Annotated in this window: 14 protein-coding genes; 9 read left to right on the top strand and 5 right to left on the bottom strand. The window is 43.6% G+C overall.

All coding sequences use genetic code 11. The features are described from left to right. Positions 1-119 precede the first annotated feature (119 nt). Genes FXV77_RS11405 through FXV77_RS11390 form a run of 4 tightly spaced genes read left to right on the top strand, consistent with a single transcriptional unit; the run spans position 120 to position 8305 of the window. Positions 120-3239, top strand: coding sequence for a SusC/RagA family TonB-linked outer membrane protein (locus FXV77_RS11405; RefSeq protein ID WP_148919355.1), 3120 nt, complete (start codon positions 120-122; stop codon positions 3237-3239). A 9-nt stretch (positions 3240-3248) separates the two neighbouring features. Then, the gene (locus tag FXV77_RS11400) at positions 3249-4871 is read left to right on the top strand and encodes a RagB/SusD family nutrient uptake outer membrane protein (protein WP_148919354.1); all 1623 of its coding nucleotides are present in this window, start codon (positions 3249-3251) and stop codon (positions 4869-4871) included. Positions 4872-4919: 48 nt separating this feature from the next. Next, positions 4920-7643 carry a hypothetical protein gene (locus FXV77_RS11395; RefSeq protein WP_148919353.1) on the top strand — a complete coding sequence of 908 codons (2724 nt, stop codon included), beginning with the start codon at positions 4920-4922 and terminating at the stop codon, positions 7641-7643. 23 nt (positions 7644-7666) lie between these two features. Continuing rightward, positions 7667-8305, top strand: a complete 639-nt coding sequence (locus FXV77_RS11390; protein ID WP_148919352.1) for a GntR family transcriptional regulator — start codon at positions 7667-7669, stop codon at positions 8303-8305. Between the two features lie 36 nt (positions 8306-8341). Here the strand turns inward: FXV77_RS11390 and FXV77_RS11385 are convergent, their stop codons facing one another. Beyond that, positions 8342-9142 carry an SMP-30/gluconolactonase/LRE family protein gene (locus tag FXV77_RS11385; RefSeq protein WP_148919351.1) on the bottom strand — a complete coding sequence of 267 codons (801 nt, stop codon included), beginning with the start codon at positions 9140-9142 and terminating at the stop codon, positions 8342-8344. Positions 9143-9297: 155 nt separating this feature from the next. Between FXV77_RS11385 and FXV77_RS11380 the strand changes: the two genes are divergently transcribed. Genes FXV77_RS11380 through FXV77_RS11360 form a run of 5 tightly spaced genes read left to right on the top strand, consistent with a single transcriptional unit; the run spans position 9298 to position 15530 of the window. After that, a complete protein-coding gene (locus FXV77_RS11380; RefSeq protein WP_148919350.1) occupies positions 9298-10626 on the top strand; it encodes an aspartate aminotransferase family protein in 1329 nt (442 codons plus the stop codon). A 6-nt stretch (positions 10627-10632) separates the two neighbouring features. Further along, positions 10633-11811 (top strand): galactonate dehydratase, encoded by a 1179-nt coding sequence (dgoD, locus tag FXV77_RS11375; RefSeq protein ID WP_148919349.1) that lies wholly within the window; start codon positions 10633-10635, stop codon positions 11809-11811. A gap of 9 nt (positions 11812-11820) precedes the next feature. Then, the gene (locus FXV77_RS11370; protein ID WP_148919348.1) at positions 11821-12588 is read left to right on the top strand and encodes an SDR family NAD(P)-dependent oxidoreductase; all 768 of its coding nucleotides are present in this window, start codon (positions 11821-11823) and stop codon (positions 12586-12588) included. 1 nt (position 12589) lies between these two features. After that, positions 12590-13984: a neutral/alkaline non-lysosomal ceramidase N-terminal domain-containing protein gene (locus FXV77_RS11365; protein ID WP_148919347.1), complete on the top strand. Its 1395-nt coding sequence runs from the start codon at positions 12590-12592 to the stop codon at positions 13982-13984. Next, a complete protein-coding gene (locus FXV77_RS11360; RefSeq protein ID WP_148919346.1) occupies positions 13965-15530 on the top strand; it encodes an SLC5 family protein in 1566 nt (521 codons plus the stop codon). The genes FXV77_RS11365 and FXV77_RS11360 overlap by 20 nt, the downstream gene beginning before the upstream one ends. Before the next feature lie 2 nt (positions 15531-15532). On the opposite strand, the gene FXV77_RS11355 is transcribed toward FXV77_RS11360, so the two are convergent. Genes FXV77_RS11355 through FXV77_RS11340 form a run of 4 tightly spaced genes read right to left on the bottom strand, consistent with a single transcriptional unit; the run spans position 15533 to position 23938 of the window. Next, positions 15533-17518: a ligand-binding sensor domain-containing protein gene (locus FXV77_RS11355; RefSeq protein ID WP_148919345.1), complete on the bottom strand. Its 1986-nt coding sequence runs from the start codon at positions 17516-17518 to the stop codon at positions 15533-15535. Between the two features lie 2 nt (positions 17519-17520). Further along, on the bottom strand, positions 17521-18978 hold the full coding sequence (locus FXV77_RS11350; protein ID WP_148919344.1) for a BNR-4 repeat-containing protein: 1458 nt from the start codon (positions 18976-18978) through the stop codon (positions 17521-17523). A gap of 12 nt (positions 18979-18990) precedes the next feature. Further along, on the bottom strand, positions 18991-20454 hold the full coding sequence (locus tag FXV77_RS11345; RefSeq protein WP_148919343.1) for a RagB/SusD family nutrient uptake outer membrane protein: 1464 nt from the start codon (positions 20452-20454) through the stop codon (positions 18991-18993). 13 nt (positions 20455-20467) lie between these two features. Beyond that, complete coding sequence (locus tag FXV77_RS11340) at positions 20468-23938, bottom strand: TonB-dependent receptor (protein ID WP_148919342.1); 3471 nt, start codon at positions 23936-23938, stop codon at positions 20468-20470. Between the last annotated feature and the right edge of the window lie 93 nt (positions 23939-24031).

Genomic DNA, 24031 nt, shown 5'->3' with positions numbered 1-24031 from the left:
CTATTATTGTATTCATTATGATGCGAATTTAAAAAAATAGAAAGAAATCTATTGCAGGTTCGTTTAATTAATACCAGATGAAACTAAATAATTAACTATTCATTTAAACCTGACGATCAATGAAACTAAAGCAGTTTAAAATCAGGGATGTCGTAAACAGGAATTGTCTTTTGATAGGTATTCCTTTTATGTCATTAGGTGTTTTGGTAAATACACCATCAGCAACACTTGGTGCTTCTAAATCCTTATCGTTGCATGCCGATGCCTCTTCCGAAAATCCAATGTATTTTCAGCAACAACTGACTGGGCGGGTAACAGATGCCAGCGGTCAATCTCTTTCTGGTGTGGAAGTACGCAATTTAAATACAGACGCCTTTGCGGTGACGGATCAAGAAGGTCGATTCGAACTGAACGGTTCAGCTTCTGACAGATTGCAATTTCGATTGCTTGGATTTAATAATCAGGTGCTCAATGGCGAAGATGTGCAGATGGTTGTGCTCCAATCTTCGGAGACGGCACTGGACGAAGTCGTTGTAGTGGGATATGGAAGCCAGAAAAAAATAAATCTAACAGGTGCGGTGTCAAGTGTACGATTCGACGAAGCTACTGATAGTCGCCCAACGATGAATTTATCGTCCGCTTTGGTCGGTATGAGTTCCGGGTTAAATATCGCGCAAACGTCTGCTGCTCCTGGTGCGGAAGGCTTTAATATAATGGTGAGAGGAATGGGGACAATGAATGATGCTTCGCCTTTAGTGGTTATCGATGGTGTGCCAGGAGCGCTAAACGATGTGAATCCTAATGATGTAGAAAGCGTTTCGATTCTTAAGGACGCTTCTTCAGCCGCCATTTACGGATCACGAGCGGCTAATGGGGTTATTTTGGTTACAACCAGACGTGGTAGTGAGGGGAATTTTACGGTCACTTATAACGGGTATATGGGGCAGCAGAATACTGCAAAAGATATTGCATTTATCACCGATATGTCGACGCACATGGAATTGGTAAATGAATCCGAAGGGCGGGATAAATATAGTGTCGATTTAATCGATCAATGGCGAAAAGAATCGGCTGCCGGTAACCCCTTATATCCGAATACCGATTGGTACGATGAAATGCTAAATAGCTCCTTATTGACAGAACATAATGTTTCCATGCGAGGAGGCGGTCAAAGAGGAAACTTTGCGATGTCATTGGGATATCTGGATAATAAGGGGATCATCGATAACTCTGCTTATAAAAGGTATAATTTTCGTATCAACGCGGATGCTAAGGTTAAAAATTTCCTGACCTTAGGGGGGAATGTGTTTGGTACCTGGTCTGACAGAGATCCGCTTGATGTAGCCAGTTTTTTTAACAATATACGTAACACGACACCGGGCGTAATTCCTCGTTATGAAGATGGGCGCTACGGAGGTGAAATGTTCCCTGATTTGCCGCCAGGTAACAACCCCCGGGCGTATGTGGATAATATACGGGGAAATTACGAAAGACAACGTTTAGGGATGAAATTCTTCGGTATTGTTAATTTGCTGAAGAATTTGGAATGGGAGAGTAGTTTTGGTTTTAACTATGGGAATGACCGAAACTGGGAGTACTCAAGACCATACTCCCTTTGGAATTTACAAACCGATTTTCAATATCCACTAAGGCCAGCTATTGACGGTCTGTTCAATGGTAGTCGTAGGGATTACTCTACTGTGTTGAATACTCTTTTGCGCTATACAGAATCGTTTAATGATAGCCATAACCTTTCCGTGTTGTTGGGTTTTGATCAGCAATATAATCGCATGGACCTGTTTAATGCCAGAAAGAATGATGTTTTGGGAGACGACGCCATTTATATCATGGATGCCGCAGCCAATATGGAATATATCAGAGGATCAGGAACAGACGATGCTTTGCAATCTTATTTTGGACGAGTGAATTATGATTACAAAGGTAAATATCTTTTTGAAGCCAATGCCCGTTATGATGGCTCATCCAGATTCTCGCCAGAAAATAGATGGGGATTTTTTCCATCGTTCTCTGCAGGCTGGCGAATATTGGAAGAATCCTTTGCAAGTCCCTTGAAGACCGTGTTTGACGATGTGAAAATAAGAGGTTCATGGGGTTCGCTCGGAAATAATAGAATTGGGGATTATACCTGGCAAGTGGTCTACGGATCTTATCTTTATCCGTTTGGTGGCCAACTCCCACAAGGCGTGGGCCCGGTGGAGCTGGCAAACAGCAGAATCAAATGGGAAACAACCACCATTGCTAATATCGGATTGGATTTGACGATGTTACAAAATAGATTGACATTGACAGCGGAATACTTTGATAAGACAACTTCTGACATTCTAACCAAAATCCCTATTCCATTGATTTTGGGAAATTTTGCGCCACCATGGCAGAACATTGCCGAAATGAAAAATAGAGGATTGGAATTTCAAGTCGGCTATAGAGGAAACGTTGGTGCGGATCTGTCGTACAATGTAAGTGCTAACCTCTCCACCAACAAGAATGAAGTGACAAAATTCAATGGCGACCGATCTATCAGTGGTCCGACCATTACCCAGGAGGGAAACCCTTTCAATAGTTTCTATTTGTTGGAATTTGATAGGATATTACAGGACGAAACAGAAATTCAAGCTTTAATTGATGACGGTTACACGTTCGGCGCGTATGTAGGAGGTCGTCCGCAACCGGGAGATATGTTGTATAAGGATACAAATGGCGATAAGAACTTCAATGAAGAAGATCGCGTCGTGAAAGATTATTCTGCACTCCCCAAGATCACCTATGGGTTAAATTTCGGTGTTGCTTATAAAGGTTTTGACTTGAATGTTGTCGGTCAGGGTATCGGCGGTGTAAGGCAGTATTGGGGTAATGACGGTTTTAACACATTTAATATCAATGAAGGCTTCTTGCAGCGTGAAGAAATTCTAAATCGCTGGACGGTGGAAAATAAATCTACGGAATATCCGCGCTTACGCACTTCGGGGTCAGCGTTGAATGCCGTAAACAGCGATTATTGGTTGCATAGCACATCCTTTTTCAGAATTAAGTCCTTGCAGTTTGGTTACGCATTGCCAAAAACCACGACATCCAAATTCTCGGTGGACCGGCTAAGGTTATATGCGAATCTGGAAAACTTCTTCACATTTACAAATTTTGAAGGGTACAATCCAGAAAACGCGGCGATGGCTTATCCGTCCATGAAACAATGGGTAATTGGTTTAAATGTTACATTTTAAAGAAAAATCATGATGAAAAAGATAAACAATATTATTCTGGCAACATTAGCTGTTTGCGTGCTGGGATCTTGTAGTGATTTTCTTGATAGAAACTCATTGGTGGGGCTGTCCGAAGGCAATTTTTGGCAATCGGAGGATGATGCCATTATGGGGGTAAATGCCATCTATCATGCCAACCGCGAATTCACAAATAGTATTATTATTCACGGAATGATGGATGATTTTACCGATATCTCCTATCAGTCATGGGCAACTGGCTTGACAACAGGTTTATTTCCCGCTGATGCCGATTTTTACAAAAATTCGTGGGGTATTTTCTACAAAGGTATCTATAGGGCAAATACGGTATTGCAGCAAGTACCATCTATCCAAATGAACGAAACTACAAAAAATCGCGTATTGGGTGAAGCTACGTTTCTCCGCGGATATTTCTATTTTAAATTATGGGATTATTTTGGAGGTGTGCCTTTATATGATTATCCGATCAATGTCGATGAAGCTTATGAGCCACGTAATACGGATAGAGAAGTATACGAATTTATCGTGAAGGATATGACGAGTGCGTATGAACTATTGCCGGAGAGTTATGATCAGTCCAATAAAGGTCGGGCAACCAAATGGGCGGCATTGGCCATGCGCGGAAAAGCACATCTATGGGCCAAGGAGTATGAAAAGGCAGCAGCAGACTTCAAATACCTGATAGAAAATAGTGATAGGTCATTGCTTTCCGATTATCACACGTTGTTCCGTGTAGCGGGCAACAACAATAGCGAAGTCATCTTTGATGTGCAGTATATTGCCGAGCAGGGGCATGGTATTGCTACAGATCGTAACTATGGAAACGCTATGGGACCAACAAGTGGTTCGCAACGTACACGCCCTACACCCAAATTGGTGAATGCTTATGAGATGATAGATGGGAGCCCATTTGATTTTGCGAATTTCCAAAATGCTAATGGAGATCCATTTAATCCCAATAATGCCAATGATTGGAACGATGAAGCAGCTGTGCGGAAATTGTTTGAAAACCGTGATCCCCGTATGCATCAAGGGATCGTTGTGCCATGGTCGACGTTCTTAGGAAGAGGAGGGGTGGAATATCTCTATCGGTTTCCCGTTGATGGCAACGCCCCGAATGCTTATGTGCCAATCTGGACGAATGGCAGCTATGCTTGGCGAAAATTTGTAGAAACAGGATCAGTTTATACTTTACAGGATAACATGCCGCAAAACTTTCCGCTTATTCGTCTGGCAGACGTAATACTTATGTATGCTGAAGCACAGAACGAAGCATTGGGCTCACCGGATCAAAGCGTATATAATGCAGTAAATACAGTGCGTAGCCGCCCCAGTGTAGGCATGCCGAATCTTCCTACAGATTTGTCCAAAGAGCAAATGCGGGAAAGAATACGGCATGAGCGAATGGTGGAGTTATGTGGTGAAGGTCAGCGCTATTCTGATATACGGCGATGGGGTATTGCTCAAGATGTGGTAGACGGTGTGTGGATGACGGAATTCACGGGGGTGCAAATCCGACAAAGGGGATTTCCGGATCACTATTACTTATGGCCGATCCCAATTTCAGAAAGAGATCTGAACCCAAGTTTGACACAAAATCCAGGCTGGGAGTAGAAAATTACTCCCTTTTATTTAATTTTATGAATTCTCGCTGTAATAAGAATGTTTAGTAGGTTTGTTTTAATATTCCCGTTTCTGTTGTATGCACTGTTGTCTAATGGACAGGAGGAACCTGCCACTGTAATCCCCTTGTATAAGGAAAAGGTAAATAAAAAAACGGCAGTTGTTAGAAAAACAGGTAAACAACAAGGTGTAACACTTCGTGCGCAGGTGGATGACGGTTATCCCAATCGACCATCGGATATAGAGGTAGGTATTATAGTGCCCGAAATCGGTTGGTATGTATTGGAGACAGACGCCCTTCCTGAAGATATGGAGCGGTTGAAAAAAGAAGATAGCACGGGGAGATTAACACGTTATGCTTATTTTCAATTAGGTTCGACACGGCTTACAAAACGTATTGTCTACGACAGTCATAGCGGTAGTAAACAAGAGCTGGGTAGATTTGAGATAACAAACAAAAATCAAAAATTAAAAATTTGGCTTCCGCAGAACTTGATTTTGAATGCCATCTGCATAAAACCATATACTCCGCCTAAGGCGCCTCCAGAAGCAGAGGAATATGTGCCTAAGGTATTACCTGGAAAAGAGAGACCGAGGTTGTGGGTGAACAGCGAGAGTCTGCCAATGGTACGCGGGAGATTACAATCGTCAGAACATACACAAGCTTGGGAAAAAGTAAAAGCCACGGCGTTGACGCCATATCCATTTCATGTTGATTCGGAGCGGGAGATGTTTTATGATGAAAAGCTGGAGCAGGTGATCGAAAAGAAAGCATTTTATTATTTAATGACGGAAGATGAAGCCATAGGTAAAGAAGCTGTTGATTTGGTGGCTAAGTACCTGTCGGTTTTGGAGTTTGGAAATGTGCGTTATGGTGATATTACAAGAGAGTTGGGCAGGGCGATTTATACCGGATCATTAGTCTATGACTGGTGCTATCCGCTTATCGCCGCCGAAACCAAATCCATTTTGAGAAAAAATTTAATGCGTCTTGTGCGGGATATGGAGATCGGTTGGCCACCTTTTTATGGATTAGAAAGTATCATCAATGGGCACGGGAATGAGGCGCAGATTTGTCGGGATATGTTGTCCTGGAGTTTAGCGGTATATGATGAGGAACCGGAGCATTATAAATATGTCTCCTATACGATATTGGAGCAATTAGTACCTATGCGCAAATTCGAATACCAATCGCCGAGACATAACCAAGGAATCGATTACGGAGGTTATAGATTTGGTTGGGAGATGCATGCCGTATGGTTATATTATCGTATGTTGGGGTATTCGGTATTTGATGACAACATAAAGAAAATGTCTGACTATTGGTTATACATGCGTACGCCTGACGGCAAGATGCTGCGAGATGGTGATATGTTCAATGTGCAATATTCGGATGGTGAAGGGTTCTATTGGAAGAATCCGCAAACCATGCTGCTATGCTACGCTTTTTCTGGTGATCGTATGATAAAAGGTGAATTCTATAAACAAGGAGGTTTGCCGGACAATCCGGTGTTATTTTTGCTGTTGAACGATCCGAATTTAATGCCAGACTACGATTTGAGCTCACTTCCATTAACAAAAGATTTTGGTAAGATATTGGGGTCTATGGTGGCGCGTACAGGCTGGAGTATAGAAAAGGAAAGTGGAGATGTCATTGCGGAGATAAAAGGCGGTGGCTATCATTTCGGGAACCATCAGCACGCTGATGCTGGGGCATTACAGATATATCATCATGGTATCCAAGTGGGAGACTTAGGGCTTTACCTTTCGTATGGTTCTCCCTATGACTTTAATTTTAATAAACGTTCAGTAGCGCATAGCATGATGTTGGTGCGTGACCCGAATGAACCGTTGTTGTTCCGTACGAAAACGAATGATGGCGGAACGCGTTTTAGCCAACGGTTTCCACGGACCGTAGATGAGGTCTTGAATGATTCTTGGTACCACACAGGTGAAATACGTGCGTCGGCATTCGGTCCAGATCCAATCCGTCCAAGTTATAGTTTTTTCAATGTCGATCTAACAGCCGCTTATTCAGCAAAGGTAAGAGCGTATAGTAAGAGCTTTCTATTCTTGAACCTCAATCGCAAAGATGTTCCTGCAGCCATAATTCTCTTAGATGAATTGGAAACCAATAGTGTTGATTTTGAACCATACTGGCAAATTAATACCTTAGAGAAACCAACGATCCATCCGAAGGGATTTGTGCTAAAAAGTGAATTTCAAGGAAAATCCGGTACGACCTATGTTGATATGTTAAAGCCGAAAGCAATGGATCGTGAGACGATTGTGCACCATGGGGATTCTTCTGCTTATGTATTTGGAGATTTTTATCAAGCGAAATCACGTTGGTCGGAAGCAAAGGGCACACGTATTATGGTACGTCCGAACGAAAAAAATATACGATCCAGTTATGCCACTGTATTTCAAATGACGGAAGAATCGGGTGCCAAGCTTCCCGTAGAATTTGTGGAAGCGGAAAACTATTATCTTTTTAAGCTTGCTGATCGAATTGTCGTCATGGCAAAACCAGATCGATATATAGATGAAACAATTCAAATAGATGTTCCGGTAGGCCGGGAATATGAACTTATTTTCGTAGGACTAAAACATGGATTTTGGAATGCGAAAAATATAGTAAAAAATAGTAGCTTTAACCTGAATATTATGAAGGACAATCATACGGCCAGTTGGAAATCAACTGCTGGGGTTATTCAACTACAACCAGGTAGAGCGTATGGGGCCCGCGAAGGGGCGTATTAATATTTTGAATAATTGTATACAATATGAGGGAAGATTCGCTTGCCAACAAGGTATATACGGAAGTACGTAAAAAAATCTTGTCAAGTCAATTAGCCGGAGGGGCCCGTTTAGTAGAAAGTGCCTGGGCAGAAAAATTAGCGGTAAGTAGGGTAGCTGTTCGCGAGGCATTTATGCGGTTGGCGGGAGAAAGCTTAGTGGAGTTTGGAGAAAAAGGCGGATGCTTTGTAAAAGATATGACTGCCGATGACGTAAAGGAAATCCGGGAATTGCGGGAACTGCTCGAAGTAGGGGCTTTAAAACTCTTATTTAAAAAGAAGAGTAAGCAGTTGGTGAAGGAATTAGAATTAATTTGTAATGATTTTACGGACATGGTCAATAAAGGGTATTATGGCGGAGCTTGTGAAGCCGATGTGAAGTTTCATGAAAAAATCATGGAAGGCACAGATAATTCCAGATTGATTAATATTTATAAAAACAGTAACATCCCTTTGTTCCACATGAAGTTGGGAGCCATTATGGGGCAGATGGAAGACTATAAAGATACAGATACAGAGCACAGGGCATTGGTGGAAGCTCTCAAAGCGGATGATTGGGAGAAAGCTTATAATACGCTAGTCCATCATTTGGATAGAGGTGAGCAGGCGGCGTTGGAATGGATGTAATCTGTGGAGTGAAAAGTGAACAAAAAAGGCTTGTTGTTACCATAACAAGCCTTTTTTTGTGCTTCCCCATTGCAGCAATGTGCCTTTTTCCGCCTCGGTAATGAGAAGGCCTTGTTTTCCTAGCGGATCCAAAGCGCAATTGGTGGGGTTATTGCCTTCTATATCAATTTCGTTAACAATTTCTCCACTGGGACGCAATACGATTATTTTTGCTGAGCCATATAGGGCGACATACAACAATCCATCCCTGTCTACCGCTATGCCGTCCGGTCCCACCGAGCCACCTACATAAGCGAATTTTTCGGACCGACTAATTGTATGTGTGCAGATGTCCCATGTCATTTTCCAAATCCACTTCGTACCCGTCTCTGCAACGAAGAAATGTTCATTATCTCTTCCAAAAGCCAATCCATTACAATAGAACATTCCGGTATACACTTTTTTTAAAGCGCCTTCTTTGGATAGACAACAGATATATCCTTCTCCGTCTGTAAGATCACTTCCTGGACAAGTGAAAAGAAGGTTCCCGTTTGGATCAAAGCAAAGGTCGTTCGGCATTTTGAGAGGGATGTCTGCTATTTTATGTGCCAGCGTTATACAACCCTTGCTTAGTGGGTCATATTGACGAATGCTGTTTTGCTTTGCATCGCAAAACCATACTTTCCCCTTCGGATCGATGGCAATACCGTTGGGGTAGCCGCCAACAAAAATACGTGCGTAATGATGATCGCGGTAATACACCAGGTTCCCTGCATTTTTTTCGACTAACCATACTCCGCCATCTATATCAAATGCGGGGCCTTCGGGGAAATTCAAACCTTCAATTAATATCTGCATAGAATTATTTTAAAATTTATTTTAAATGTATACAAAAACATTGTAAATTAGTATACATTTAAAATGAGATTGACGTTATGTTTTCACTAACTTAAAAATGTTTATTGACTTCATAAATTGTCCAATTATAAAAAAATAATAATAGTAAAGGGTAAATGAGCATGCTAGAAAATGAAAAATCTTCCGCCATCCTGCGGGAAAATTCAAAATGGATACCGGGAGGGGTAGTTTCTTTAAACCGGAAATCTGATCCAAACATTTGTTTTGTAAAAGGGTCAGGGAGTAAGGTAACAGATATTGATGGTAATAGTTACATCGACTACCAAGCGGGTTTTGCAGCTTCTTTTTTAGGACATAATGATCCGGACATTAACGCGGCGGTGTTAAAAACACTGCAAGAACAACAAGTGTTAATGGGAGCTGGCCCTACGTTATTAGAAGGAGAGTTTGCAGAGCTTTTTTGTTCCTCGGTGCCAAATGCAGCGAGTATACAAATTACGACGACGGGTTCCGAAGCGACCTATCATGCTATACGAATTGCCCGGGCAGTAACAGGTAAAGACCACGTTATCGTTATGCAAGGTGGTTATAATGGATGGCACAACGATGTCGCTTGTAATGTTATCAGCCAAAAAGAGAACGTTGGTCCTATGCGTATAGGAGAGGAGTATCCTTTCGATTCATTGAGTGCCGGCATACCTAAAAATCACAGCGATTTAGTTCATGTTGTTAATTTTAACGACCTGGAGGGTATTCGGAATGTGGTTACAAAACATGAGGTTGCTTGTATACTTCTGGAACCTATTCTCCAAAACGTCGGTATTGTAAAACCGCTGTCCGGCTATTTGGAAGGACTTCGGAAAATGGCAGACGACCTTGGGTTTTTATTGATTTTTGACGAAGTGAAAACCGGATTCAGACATGCACTTGGGGGATATCAGTCGCTATGTGGCGTAGAACCGGACCTCTCGACATTCGGAAAAGCGGTAGCCAATGGCTATCCCTTAGGTGTTATTGCCGGCAAAAAAGAATATATGGATTATTTTGTCCATCCGGATAAAGAAAAACGGGTGATGATCGCCGGTACTTTTAATGCTTTTCCCTTGACCACCGCTGCGGCGATAGCCACGCTACGGAAACTCGGTAGTGCGGAACATCAGGTGTATGCACATGTAGAACGACTGGGGGAGCAATTGGAAGCCGGTTATAACGAAATATTTCCTAAATTGGGGGTACCGTTTTATGTTGCCCGTCAAGGCTCTGCTTTTTGTATATACTTTATGGACCACGCGCCTGTCAATTTTCACGATATTTTGGACAACCACAACTTTGAATTGGATTTACAATACCGTAAAAAATTGATTCAAGAGGGAATTTTTAATTTTCCTGCGGCAATTAAACAAGGGAGCATATCCTTTGCCCATACAGCAGATGATATTAACAGAACATTGGAAGCGACTGAACGCGTAATTAAAAATTTATAGCGAACGATGAAAATTACAGCAATTGAAACGCTAGTATGCCATGCCCGCATGCGAAATTGGATTTTTGTCAAGGTCATGACAGACCAACCCGGATTATGGGGGTGGGGAGAAGCTACATTAGAGTGGCATACTCAAAGTGTGATCGGTGCAATCAAAGATCTATCACAATTATTAATCGGCGAAGACCCACGACGCATTGAGCATTTATGGCAAATGATGTACCGGCAGCATTTTTGGCATGGCAATGGGGTTGTTCGAGGAACTGCCATCAGCGGAATCGATATTGCCCTTTGGGACATCCTCGGTAAGATTCACAACGTACCTTGCCATGAACTTTGGGGTGGACGCGTACGTGATTATATAAGGCTCTATTGTCATTTGGGCGGAGGACGTATGGAAGATTTCTACGAAACTGCACCGGACGATGCGAAGCGATTTGGTGATTTAGCACTTCAAGCCGTAGACGAAGGGTTTACAGCCTTTAAATCGATGGCAGTACCTGAAACTATGCCGCTAGAAGGGCTCCGCCCGATTAAATACGCCGAAGCTTGTGTTCGGGCCATGCGAGACGCAGTGGGCGATGATATTGATATTATGGTGGATTGCCACGCCCGCCCGAGCCCACGCATGGGACTGCAGTTTGCTAAAGCATTAGAGCCTTATGGTTTGTATTTCTTTGAGGAACCATGCTGGCCGGAAACGATGGAGGATATTGCACTCATACAGCGAGCGGTAAGCACGCCCATTGCTTCGGGCGAACGGTTAATAGGTGTCCACGCGTTTCGGGACATGTTGGAAAGACGTGCCGTCAGTGTCATTCAACCGGATATCACGCATTGTGGCGGACTTTCTGAAGCCCGTAAGATTAGTGCGTTGGCTGAAGCATATCGTGTTTCTATGGCACCACATAATCCGCAAGGGCCTGTTAGTACGGCAGCGTCGATAGAGTTGGGCTTTGCTACGCCTTCTTATATTATATGTGAAAGTGTACATAAGGATGTAGAGTGGCGTCAAGATGTGGTTTCCGAAGGGTTTACCGTGCAGGAAAAAGGCCGGATTGTATTACCTAACAAGAAACCAGGGCTAGGTATCGAGATCAATGAGGAAGAAGTGAAAAAACATCCTTTCCAACAAGAGATTTTACAACGTACATTTTATAAGGATGGAAGTGTAGGCGATTGGTAAACATAAGATATGCAGGAATATAAGAATAAAGTAATCGTAATCAGTGGAGGTTTAGGTGATATCGGACAAGCGCTAGCGCTTGCGTTTTTGGATAGCGGAGCAATAGTTTGTGTTGGCGATCAATTCGATCTCTCGACGGCCTGTGAGAAATGGGCTTTGCTGGGATCTTCGACGGTCAACCTGCATTATGATCAAGTCGATGTGACGAATCCCAATCAGGTAGATGCATGGTTATCAAATTGCCGGGAAAATTACGGAGCTATATCGATCTGTATTCCGAATGCTGCACGTGTCACGCTTAAAGACTACCGAGCGTTGGGACACGAAGAATGGATAGCGGAAATGGACGTGAACCTCAACGGTTCTTTTTTTATGGCAAATACTTGTGCTAAATACTTTGTAGAAGATAACATATCGGGCAATATTGTGTTTTTGGGAAGTTGGGCGGCTCACGCGGTTCATAAAAATCTTCCTGCATATAGTGTTTCAAAAGCAGCTATTCGCATGCTGTGCCAATCCATGGCACTGGAATATGCGCCATATGGTATCCGGGTGAATGAAATTGCACCGGGTTATGTAAATGCGGGGCTAAGTAAAGTCGTTTGGGCTGAAAATCCTGATTTACAGGAAAAAGCAATGGCTACCGTTCCCTTGCGTACGATATTGGAAGCCGATGAAATTGCGCAGCAAGTGTTATGGATGTGTTCGTCATATTGTAAACATTTGACAGGAGCATCCATCGTATTGGATGGTGGACTATCCTTAATCAGACCCTAACATGATAGCGAAGAAAGACAGTTTACGGGATGTTTACGCTGGCCTAGGAGCAAGATTTGGATTGGGAACGCGGAATATAACGCCTCCTCTTGGCATTTACGCTCGCAATTGGGGTGCAGCAAAATTTGATCAAGCCACCGGAATACACCAAGAGCTTTTGATGCAATGCCTGTATACCGAGTCGGCGGACGGGCAGGCAGCTGTTTTTTTGACGGCAGACCTCGGCTGGTGGAAAAATGCAAATGATGAAAAGAGAATCCGACAGGCACTACTGGCGCGTTTTAACTTGGAAGAGACGGATTTGATATTGGCACTTTCGCACACGCATGCCGGACCAAGTATTTGTTCTACGGACGAGGACCAGCCAGGAGGAGCTTTTATCGCACCTTATCTCGACTTTTTAAAAGACCAGGCGATTGCCTGCATAGAGGAAGCGAAGTCAGCGATATTTGATGGCCGACTGACTTGGGGATATGGTGTTTGTGATTTAGCGTGTAATCGTGATCTGCAGGTTGGAGGCGACTACTTGATTGGTTTCAATCCCATCGAAAAACCGGACCATACGTTGTTGGTAGGGCAATTACGTGATACATCCAACATTTTGAGAGGAGTAATCTGTAATTATGCTTGCCATCCAACAAGCTTTGCACATGAAAATGAATTGCTATCGCCAGATTTTGTGGGGGAGTTGCGGGTAACGGTTGAGCGTGCTCTCCATGTGCCCTGTCTATTTTTGCAAGGTGCTTCCGGTGACCTCGCTCCAAAAAAACAATATGTCAAAGAATCTAAACTCGTAGAAGCTAATGGTAGGCAATTAGGTTATGCTGTACTATCCACGTTAGCACAAATGGGCAATGGAGAACAGAATTGGGTGTATGAGACAGCACTGGTTTCCGGTGCACCTCTAGCCTGTTGGAAATTCAAAGATGAACAAACGCCTGTCGACTTTAAGAAAGTAGTGGTACAAGTACAAGTGCCTTATAAAAAGTTGGATAGCGCAGCGTCGATCTTGGCAGAATATCAGCAATGTAAGGATAGAGTGTTAAAAGATAGGCTTTGGCGAAAATATAACACTAGAAAAACGATAGGCGATCAAAAGGTGGCGGAGATACCCGTTTGGATCTGGAAAATGGGGAATGCCATTGTAGTGGCACAGGCAAATGAAGCCTACTCCGTTTACCAGATGCAAATAAGGAAAGCGTTTCCGAACCATTGTATTGCGTTTATCAATATTGCAAATGGTTATGTAGGTTACCTCGCGCCGAAAGAGTTGTATGAAAAAGATATTTACGCGGTATGGCAGAGTCCTTACGACAAAGGTAGTTTGGAAATATTGATAAAAGAAACAGAAAAGGCAATCATAAAACTGCTAACGTATGAAACTAGAATGGATTGACATCACCATATTTGTAGTATATATTGTCGGCATCGTATTGTTGGGATTGTATGCTTCGAAACGTGCGTCTTCTTCGAAACGGGATTATTTTTTAGCGGGAGACAAGCTCTCCTGGTGGATGATTGGAGGCAGTATTATCGCAGCAAATATTAGTAGTCACCATTTAGTGGGTGCGATGGGGGCCGCCTATAGCCGTGGATTTGTGGCCATCACATTGGAATGGGGAGCGATATTGATCGGTTTTAATGCCCTACTGTGGATATTTTTACCTTTCTATATTAGAAATGGTTTTTATACGGTACCGGAATACCTCGAAAAGCGATATGGAAATGCAACACGTGTTTTATATGCTATTTTAATTCTATTTACATATGTATTTGTAGAGATCGGAGCGGTACTTTATTTAGGTGGGCTTTCACTACATGCCCTTTTTGGTATTCCTATTTTGCATAGTATCTTCGGAATGGCCATTTTAACGGGGTTATATACAGTATTGGGAGGCTTGCGGGCCGTGATCTGGACAGAGATGGTGCAGCTCGCGATATTGGTGCTTGGTGGGATTGTGCTCACATTTGCCACGATAAATGCTGCTGGAGGATTTCAGGCGGTCGTCGATTCTACGCAAGATTGGAAGATGTTCTATCCCGCTTCCGATCCGGATTTTCCGTGGACGATGTATTTGGGAGGTTTGTTGTGTATCAGTATATTTTATTGCGCAACGAACCAATTTATTGTACAGCGCGTGTTAGCTGCAAAAAATGAATGGCACGGGAAAATGGGCGTTATTTTCGGTAATTATCTCAAATTTTTCGTGCCGTTGATTATTACCATCCCCGCTTTGGTCGCACCTAAATTTTTACCGCCATTAGATCAGCCGGACTTGCTTTTCGCTACCTTGGTGGAAACATTGCTACCAAAGGGATTGATAGGGCTGGTGATGGCGGGATTGATCTCGGCAATCATGTCGCATATTTCAGGGGCTATCAATTCTTGTACAACGATATTGACGGTCGATGTCTATAGCCAATATATAAACAAGAATGCAACAGATGAAGAAGCTATTCGATTTGGTAAGCGCTCAGGTGTTGCCATTATTATATTGGGTATCCTAAGTGCCGTTATTCTGATCGGCTATTCAGACAAACCGGTATTCCTGTATCTCATGAATCTCTATGGGCTCTTTACACCTGGTATTGCGACGATGTTTGTCATGGGGGTATTCTGGAAACGCACAACCTCCCAGGGAGCATTAGCTGCTGGGTTGTTGACGATACCTTTATCATTGATAATGGAATTTGCATTCCCCGATATGCCTTTTTTTAATAGAACGGGTATTGTATTTTGGGCATGCATGATGACATGCGTTGTCGTTAGTTTATTTACCCCGGCCGTTTCAGGAGCACGCTTACATAACTTGGTGCTAACGAAAGGAAGCTTTCAGCTTTCCGAAGCCGAAAAAATACAGAACCGCGGACTGCGTAATCCTACACTTTGGTGGTTAATCATCACAATATTGGTCCTGTATTTTTATGTTAGATATTTTTAGACTTATGGCGTATATCGCCATAAGTCTGTATGTTTTCGAAAATACAAATGTCCGTGACGATTTATGACCAAAAGCCCCGCACCTTCGTGTAAGTAGATAATGTTCTTTGTTTGAGCGGCTACCTTAAATAATTGATTATTTACTGTGCCATACACATCTCCGGATGGATGGACGACCATAAAGGCACTCCGCCATATATGCGTTCCCATAGGGGCTGGTTCATATAGATAGTGCTTATCGATAAGCTGTTTTTTTTGTTGATCGAAGATAAATAATTTACCCCCGGCAACGCCCCACAGATGACCGTCCGGTCCTTCTATCAGTCCGGTAACGGCAGGGGCCTCTGATACCGGAACGAATTCATATACGATTTCTGAGCGATCAATATCCCAGCAGAAAATAATTCCTTCTTTGGTATTCGGTTTCACACCCAATCCGCCCGAAATCGTCGTTCCTATCCACAATTTACCTTGCGAATAAACCAAACTGCTAATTGCCTGGTCGGCTATAGGGATGCCATGTGAAAACAAAGTGTCCCGTGTGGCATCAAATTCCAGTAGCGCTCCGCCAAGTTTTCCGTATTCGGGTATCATGCCAAAAAACATCTTTTGGTGATCTTTGGCTTCAGCGATGGCAAAGGGACGGCTTTGTCCTTCGGCACTGCCTAACGCTACTGGATTACCTGATTCAGGATCCCAGGGATTTTCCGTATCGAAACGGTAAATACGGCCTTTTGGATAAATGCCGAAGAAAATATGATTTCCCATGGTCGCCATACCTTCTGTCTGTTCTAATCCTCTGTATTCTCTCGTGATACCCGTGTTAGGGTCGTATGCAGCATGTCCTCCTGCTAAATAACCTCCCGTCCATATTTTACCATCAGGACCGGAATGTATCGATTGGATAGGTATCGGTTGCCTCGGAATTGGAAGCTTATCCTTTGTTGCTTTTTTGTTTAACATATTATAACTCCATAACTCTCCGTCAGCATTCAGCATATAAAGCACTTCGTCCTTAATCCAAAAGGCATTGGCACTTCCAACTTTCTTAAGCAATTGCTGTGCTTTCTCGATTGGTTGAGTTGGATCAAAGGAGCGAAGCTCGCCGGAACTCGTATAATACACGTGTTTATTGATATCGGTAGCCACGGCTTTGAGATCCATCCCCTTAATCTCCTGTTCTACGGTATGGGTACGGAGATTGTATAGCAACGTCTCGCGTCCGGATGTCAGCAACACGAGCAAACGATCTCCTCCCGCTATATCGGGGATAAGTTGTAGACTATAAACAAACTCTTTATCCTGATAATCTGGGGGCAATAAGCTCCGGGTTTTGCTTGTGCGGGGATCCAGTTCCAAGAGGTGGGCACGAGAACCGACACCGGCATACAACTTATCGGAGCCTCTATGGTAAACTAAACTTCGGACATAATTTTCTCCAGATACAAGTTCACCCTCTCCGACATCGGAAAAGCCCATATCGGGGTGGTAACGGAAAACCCGGCATCCGGGATAGGTCGCCCCGAATACTTCATTATCCTTTCCCGCGGCGAGATTCCACACATACGTTTGGCCAGGGAGCACCTCACCTAAGTCTTCCACACGCTGGCTACCGATCTGATGTTTGAAAAGCGCCCCATTTGCCCCCGGGATGTACAACAAACCATTGTCTGTGCTTACCATATCCCAAGCTCCATCGGCATGGGGCAATGGTAAGTTGATTCGGAGTGCTTTGCTTTCTAGGTCATATCCAAGCAGGTGAGCAGGTTCTCCCCGAACAACTGTATACAGCCAGTCGTTCCCCGCACTGTCGGTAACAAACATGCTCCCTTGGATCATCGTGGCAGTCAATTGTGGACCAATACGCTCAAATTTTCCTTTTTGAGCTATTACGGGTAACACCATACAAGAGAGCGATATAAACCAGAGAGAGAGGATATAACCCATGGCAAAATACTGTTTCTTTCTATTTGTGATGATCGACTGCATAATTATCTAAGGTTTATCAATTCGGGAAATGCAACATCTTCTATCATGTCATAAGGTAAACGATATACATTGCCTTCCTTATCCGCAAAATGTAATCTGGATATCGATTTTTCCCGACCATGTCCATCAGCCCAAAAGGCATAAAAATCTGGATGTACATTTACCGGACGTCTGGCATAGGAATGGTTATATACACTTTTTTTTGTTAGTGCTTTTTTTCGCCAACGTTTGCCTTGATTGTGACTTGTCCACATCACCATCTCTCCTCCGGTATTATAGCGTTGAGGTCCCTTATCTGTCGGACCTACAATGTGCCAAACCCCATCCTGATCGATATATAGCGAACCCATATCGTAGTTGTTGTCAGAGGAGGTTACCGATTGGGTGACCCAATCCTTGCCTGTAAAACGTGCGGTGTACCATTTCCGTTTTCCGCTTATCGGTCCAGAGCGATATCCTTTACTCGTGACATACAGAATAACCGGATAGCCCTGCTGGTCGTAGGTCAAATCATTTATGTACACATTAAGTCCCTTTTGAGCGTAGTCTTTCACCAACGCTACATGGTCGACAGCATCAATAGGTAAAGAAACGACAGTACCATCGGCCGTTTGCCAAGTTTCTCCAAAATCCCTGGTCTCCAAATAGTACAAATTTGTTCGGTAATTTAAGCCATTTTCACCGACTTTATACGGATGGTAGTTGAATGTGGTGCCGATAATACGGTCGCCTGCCTGTCCACTCGTTTGATAATGTCCTTCTTCAATGAAAGCGATATCATTCCATGTACCATAAGATACCCCATCTTTACTGCGCATAAAGCTAATAGTACGGCGTATTTTATCCGGTTGATTTGGCACTACCTTTACATCGTAATGCGTAAATAGATTCAAAAATCCTTTGCCCTTTTGATACCAGCTTTGCAGATAAGAGAAATTATCGAGGGGTAGGGGTGCACTATCGACTATTTTGGTGACCTGCACCAGCTCAAACGTTGTAATATCATACGGGCGTATACTTCGATGGATAAACGAAGGCCTATTGGTACCGTTTGATGTAGAAAATAACCATATATATCCTTGGTCATCCACGTTGATAACCGGGTTGTCGTGGGCATTATCTGTTTGTTTATCCAAGACAATAGTAGGACGGGGCACCGTGCCGGTTTCATGATCATAATAAGAGACCATGTGCAGCAAGGTTTTCCCCTCTTTATCCGTCCCTCCGTAACAAAAGAACGTTTTGTTTACCTTTTCGACGTACACCGAGAATGGGTAGTGGTTCGCCGGATATGTTCCCAAACCACCGCTGTATTTATATACATATTGATCTCCAGAAGGTTGATTGCTGTACCAAATACCGCGATAACCATCATCTGGAATATTCAAGGTCTTCACATCTTGGGCAAAGGAAATGTTGTACCCTAAGAATAGGGAGGAAAGAAACAAAAAAATACGCATAACGAAATCTTTTTAGTCGTATTGAGGATTTTGTGTCATTAGATCGGGATTAATTTCTATTTGGCTGTTCGGAATCGGGAATAGCGCATGGTAGGGTTGCATACCGAGCGACTGTAATACGGGATATGCACGGTCTGTCCGAATCAAATCAAACCAACGATGTCCTTCAAATGCGAGCTCTACCCGTCGTTCTTGTTCAATAGCCAACCGGAAGGATGCTTGATCGGGAACACGAAGAGCGAGATCAGAATGGTTGCTGCTTTTTGCTAAAAGGTTGGCACGCTCCCTGACCTGATTGAGGTAATCAAATGCTTCCCCATCCGGCACATAGCTTTGCTCATTACGTGCTTCGGCATAGAGCAAGAGGACATCAGCATAGCGAAGCACAATCCAGTTATTTTCGCCATCGAGATAAGCAGCCGGTGCGCCAAGATATTTCGCCACGTAGTTATGTTCCACGGTATTGCCGTTCAGCACGTAGCTTGTCCGCATCGAAACATCCTTGCGGGCATCTCCGTTTTCATAGGCATTCCGCATGTTGTCGGTTGGGATATTTTGCCCCAATGGATTTCCAACTACTGTAACAGCGGTCCCCGAACCGATGGGAGCGAATTGGTTGGTGAACGGACTTCCTTCTCCTGAGGCACTTTTCTTAAATTGTACTTCAAATATGGACTCTCTATTGTTCTTATTGCTGACATCAAATATACTCGCGTAGTCTGTCAGCAGTTGATATTTGTTCTGTGCCGTTCCATCAATAACCTCTTTCAGCTTCTGTGCGGCCAAGTCCCAGTGTTTTTGAGTCATATACACTTTTCCAAGTAGTGCCATGGCAGCGCCTTTTGTCGCACGGCCGATATCTATGTTTTCATATTCATAAGGCAATACTTCTTCGGCGTCCCGCAGGTCGGCAATAATCTGTTCGTATACCGTTTCGGAAGGCGTTCGCGTGTAGTGATAGCCTTCTTGGGGATTTTCGATGACTTCCAATACTAAGGGCACATCACCAAAAATACGGACCATATTGAAATACATAAGGGCCCGAAGAAATTTCGCTTCTCCAGTATATCGCTTTTTCAACGTTTCGTCCATTGCGACTGCAGCAATCTTTTCGATGACGATATTTGCGTATTGAATACCCTGGTAATGGGCACTCCATGTACTGCTGCTGATCGTGTTGAAAGCGTTGTTCTTGAATTCGTCTACTTCTTGTAGATTTGCTCCGGCATTGGGATTGGGTATCCATGTATTGTCCGATCGTAAATCTCCGATGACATGCATAGATGAATAATACATTCCTCCATACTGCAATGTCCCGTATACGGCGGTGAGTGCATTTTTTATGTCTTCACCGGTTCTATAAAAGGTGTTTCCGTTCATCTGTGAGATAGGTGCTAGATCCAAAAAGTCTTTACAACTACTCAACGTGCATATTATCATTGCTCCTGCAACAAAAAGATTCTTGATACTTTTCATGTCATTCGGGTATTTAAAATCCAACATTTAAACCAAACATAAACGTACGTGCCAGTGGATAGCCTCCGGCATCGACCCCCGGCACCAGCGTGCTGCCCCCTTGGATGCTTACTTCAGGATTGTATCCCTCATAGTTTGTCCAGGTATACGCATTCTGCACCGTAAAACTTAATCGTGCTCGAGATAACCCGGCTTTTTGTACCAACGATACCGGCAGTGTATAGCCCAATGTGATATTGCGCAGGCGCAAATAAGAACCATCTTCTACAAACAGCGAGGTCACATTGTTTACGAGGTTACTTCCCGGAAATGCACCGAAATTACGATCTACCATTGGCGAGGTGCCATCGCCCGGCTCTTGTTCCGAGCGCCACCCTTGGGATGCGCTGCGCAAGACGTTGTAAGAACCGGCATAATTGCCATAATACCGTCTCGCCATATTTAACACTTCAAAGCCCTGGACACCTTGCAGGGTAAACGAGAAATCGACATTTTTATAGGAAAATGTATTGGTCATGCCGTAGGTGAAATCCGGGAATGGGCTACCCAAGATGGTTCTGTCAGCACTGGTGATGCGTCCGTCTTGATCGATATCCGCAAACTTGAGCTGTCCCGGCTTAGATTCTCCTTCAATCGATGGGCTGTTGGCAATATCTGCCTCGTTTTGGTAAACCCCGACTACTTTGTAGCCATAAAAGCTACCGGGCTCGTCTCCAAGACGTGTAATGTGGGTCGGAGCATTGGCTGAAGTGATCTGTCTGGAAATAATAGGCGATCCATCAGGGCCCAGACGCAGAACCTCAACCTTATTGGTAGATAGGTTGAAGTCGGTCGTCCACTTGAATGCATTGACCATATTGCGGCTTAGCACGGTAAACTCCAGTCCTTTATTTTGTATTTCTCCGATATTTTGGAGGGCATTTCCGTAGCCGGTCAATGTAGGAATCGGCACGTTTAACAGGAGGTCTGATGTTTTCTTGTTGTAATAGTCCACTGTTAAAGAAAGCCTGTTTCGGAAAGTGGATATCTCTAATCCGATATCTAGTTGATGATTTTTCTCCCAACCCAATAGGCTATTCGGAATATTGGCCAACCGTGTTCCATTTACCAAGGTGCCGCTTCCACCGCCAAATACATAGTTCTCTATTCCGGTGAGGCCGATGTGTCCATAATTGCTGATGAAATTATTTCCGGTGGCGCCATAACTCGCCCGTAGACGGAGATCGTCTAGCCAGTTTACACCCTGTAAAAATGCTTCTTCCGAAAGACGCCATCCTACGGACACCGATGGGAAAGAACCCCATTTATTATTGGCTCCGAAGCGTGAAGAACCGTCTCTTCGCATCGTGGCTGTTAAAAGATACCGATCGTTATAACTGTAGTTGATACGTGCCAGATAAGACAGCAAGGCCCATTCCTCTTCTGTGGTCAGGGCACTGGTAATCAATCCTGCAGCATTGATTGTTTTGATGTGGTCATTGGCATAGTTCGTTCCGGCCATGCTGCTGTAATCTATATACTCTTTCTGTGCGGTATACCCCAATAAGGCATCTAAGCGATGTTTCTGGATTGTTTTGGAGTAATTTAAGGTAAATTCTGCCAGCCAGTTTTTGGTCTCGTTCGTAATAGCTGTTGCTGTAGGTACCTTAACGGCATTAACACTATTCGGGTTAACAATGGAGGGGCTAAACTGATTTTCCCTGAAGTTTCTGAAATCTGTTCCCAACAAGGTTTTGAACCGGAGCCCGTCGATGATGTCGACTTCTGCAAAAGTAGTACCTAATAAGCGTAGTGTTCCTTGTTTATAATACGATTCTTTCGCAAGTTTTACCGGGTTATCCACTTCACTGGTGCCAATGCCCAACCCGGTGATTTTGGTGTAATTGCCGTCGGCGTCATAAGGCGTCAAGAACGGAGCAGCTGCTATGGCCGACTGTACAATACCGCCGACCTGCCAATTTCCTTCGGCATTGACTAAATTGTTATAGGTATATGAAGGCGTTAGATTTGCTCCGATCCGCACTCTATCATGTATTTTTGACTCGATATTGATACGGAAAGAGTACCTATCCATGCCTGAATTGAGAATAATCCCCTCCTGTGACAGATACCCACCAGAAATAAAATATTTTGTCCTTTCGTTGCCACCTGAGAAATTCAACTGATAGTTATGCATCATTGCCGTACGAAATATCTCACGTTGCCAATCCGTACCTTTTCCCAAAGCATCAGGGTTACTTGTCATCTCGGGTAATAAATACATCACATTGTTGATACGCTCGGAATTAGGGTCCGAAGCCGATCTTCCAGCTCCGGAATTTACCCACGCGTTGTTGCGCGCTTCGTTGAGATATCGTGCGTATTCGCTGGCGCTGAGCAGATCCAGATAGCGCTCTACATTTTGTACCCCCGAATTTAAGGAGAAATCAATTTTTGAAACACCGGCTTTCCCAGACTTTGTCGTAATGAGTACGACACCGTTTGATCCGCGTGAACCATAAATAGCGGTTGCAGAAGCATCTTTTAAGACTTGGATGTTCTCGATGTCGGTTGGGTTGATCGTATTCAAGGGGTTGTTCGTCTGATTATAGTCGTTCGTTACCGGAAAACCATCTATAACATATAAAGGATCATTCCCCGCACTGAGCGATCCAGCGCCCCTTATGCGTACAGATGAACCTCCGCCGGGAGCGCCGGTGGCTTGGCTAACCTGAACGCCAGCCAATTGACCGGCGAGGGCGTTATCTAACGATACGACAACCTGTTTTTCTATTTTCTCAGCTTCTAATGAACTAATAGATCCCGTAATATCTTTTCGCTGCTGTGTGCCGTATCCGACCACAACGACCTCGTTTAAGCTCTGGTTATCCAGTGAGAGTATCGTCTGTATCTGCGTTCGTCCGGCTAGAGCAATATCTTGTTTTTCGTATCCTGTATAAACAATTTCTAAAACAGCTCCTGTGGGTATATTATGTAACGTAAAGTTGCCGTTTCCATCGGATACTGTTGCATTGTGGGTTCCTTTGAGCCTTACGGTTGCACCGGCCAAAGGCTGTCCTGATTCGTTGAGGATTTGGCCGCTAACCGACGATTGCTGCTGTATGGCCTGGGCTATGGGCACTGTTTTTTTATTGATGACAATGGTTTTGTTATCCACCTCGTAGTCAAATGGCTGGTTTTTTAAGCAGGCGCGAAGGGCTTCTTCCAGCGTCGCGTTGTTCAAATTGATTGTAACAGGGGGAGCCTCTTTTACATCGTTATATTTGTAAAAGAAAAAATGCTTACTCTGTTTACCGATCGCTTTCAGCACATCTTCCAATGGCTTATTCTTGGCTTGTAAGGTGATGGTTTGCGAAAACGTATTTGCGCTGACACCTAAACAACAAACGATAATTATTAGTATGGTTAGTTTCATAACTAAGAATAACTTGAGGAGGTCATATCCGAAATATTGTCGGATTTCACCAGAAACATTTAAATTCATATTTTTGTAATGTTTGGGTTAACAGATAGTTGAATACACACACAGTATCTTGCTTATATGATTAGCCGAACATTTTTCTGACCGTGCTGCGAA

Source organism: Sphingobacterium phlebotomi, from assembly GCF_008180195.1.
In the GTDB taxonomy this organism is placed as follows: Bacteria; Bacteroidota; Bacteroidia; order Sphingobacteriales; family Sphingobacteriaceae; genus Sphingobacterium; species Sphingobacterium phlebotomi.
This window is presented reverse-complemented; position numbering and strand designations above follow the sequence as displayed.

What these genes read in the sequence shown, in the direction of transcription:
- FXV77_RS11405 (WP_148919355.1), top strand. Translation starts at nt 120, where the DNA reads ATGAAACTAAAGCAGTTTAAAATCAGGGATGTCGTAAACAGGAATTGT.
- FXV77_RS11400 (WP_148919354.1), top strand. Translation starts at nt 3,249, where the DNA reads ATGATGAAAAAGATAAACAATATTATTCTGGCAACATTAGCTGTTTGC.
- FXV77_RS11395 (WP_148919353.1), top strand. Translation starts at nt 4,920, where the DNA reads ATGTTTAGTAGGTTTGTTTTAATATTCCCGTTTCTGTTGTATGCACTG.
- FXV77_RS11390 (WP_148919352.1), top strand. Translation starts at nt 7,667, where the DNA reads ATGAGGGAAGATTCGCTTGCCAACAAGGTATATACGGAAGTACGTAAA.
- FXV77_RS11385 (WP_148919351.1), bottom strand. Translation starts at nt 9,142, where the DNA reads ATGCAGATATTAATTGAAGGTTTGAATTTCCCCGAAGGCCCCGCATTT.
- FXV77_RS11380 (WP_148919350.1), top strand. Translation starts at nt 9,298, where the DNA reads ATGAGCATGCTAGAAAATGAAAAATCTTCCGCCATCCTGCGGGAAAAT.
- dgoD (WP_148919349.1), top strand. Translation starts at nt 10,633, where the DNA reads ATGAAAATTACAGCAATTGAAACGCTAGTATGCCATGCCCGCATGCGA.
- FXV77_RS11370 (WP_148919348.1), top strand. Translation starts at nt 11,821, where the DNA reads ATGCAGGAATATAAGAATAAAGTAATCGTAATCAGTGGAGGTTTAGGT.
- FXV77_RS11365 (WP_148919347.1), top strand. Translation starts at nt 12,590, where the DNA reads ATGATAGCGAAGAAAGACAGTTTACGGGATGTTTACGCTGGCCTAGGA.
- FXV77_RS11360 (WP_148919346.1), top strand. Translation starts at nt 13,965, where the DNA reads ATGAAACTAGAATGGATTGACATCACCATATTTGTAGTATATATTGTC.
- FXV77_RS11355 (WP_148919345.1), bottom strand. Translation starts at nt 17,518, where the DNA reads ATGCAGTCGATCATCACAAATAGAAAGAAACAGTATTTTGCCATGGGT.
- FXV77_RS11350 (WP_148919344.1), bottom strand. Translation starts at nt 18,978, where the DNA reads ATGCGTATTTTTTTGTTTCTTTCCTCCCTATTCTTAGGGTACAACATT.
- FXV77_RS11345 (WP_148919343.1), bottom strand. Translation starts at nt 20,454, where the DNA reads ATGAAAAGTATCAAGAATCTTTTTGTTGCAGGAGCAATGATAATATGC.
- FXV77_RS11340 (WP_148919342.1), bottom strand. Translation starts at nt 23,938, where the DNA reads ATGAATTTAAATGTTTCTGGTGAAATCCGACAATATTTCGGATATGAC.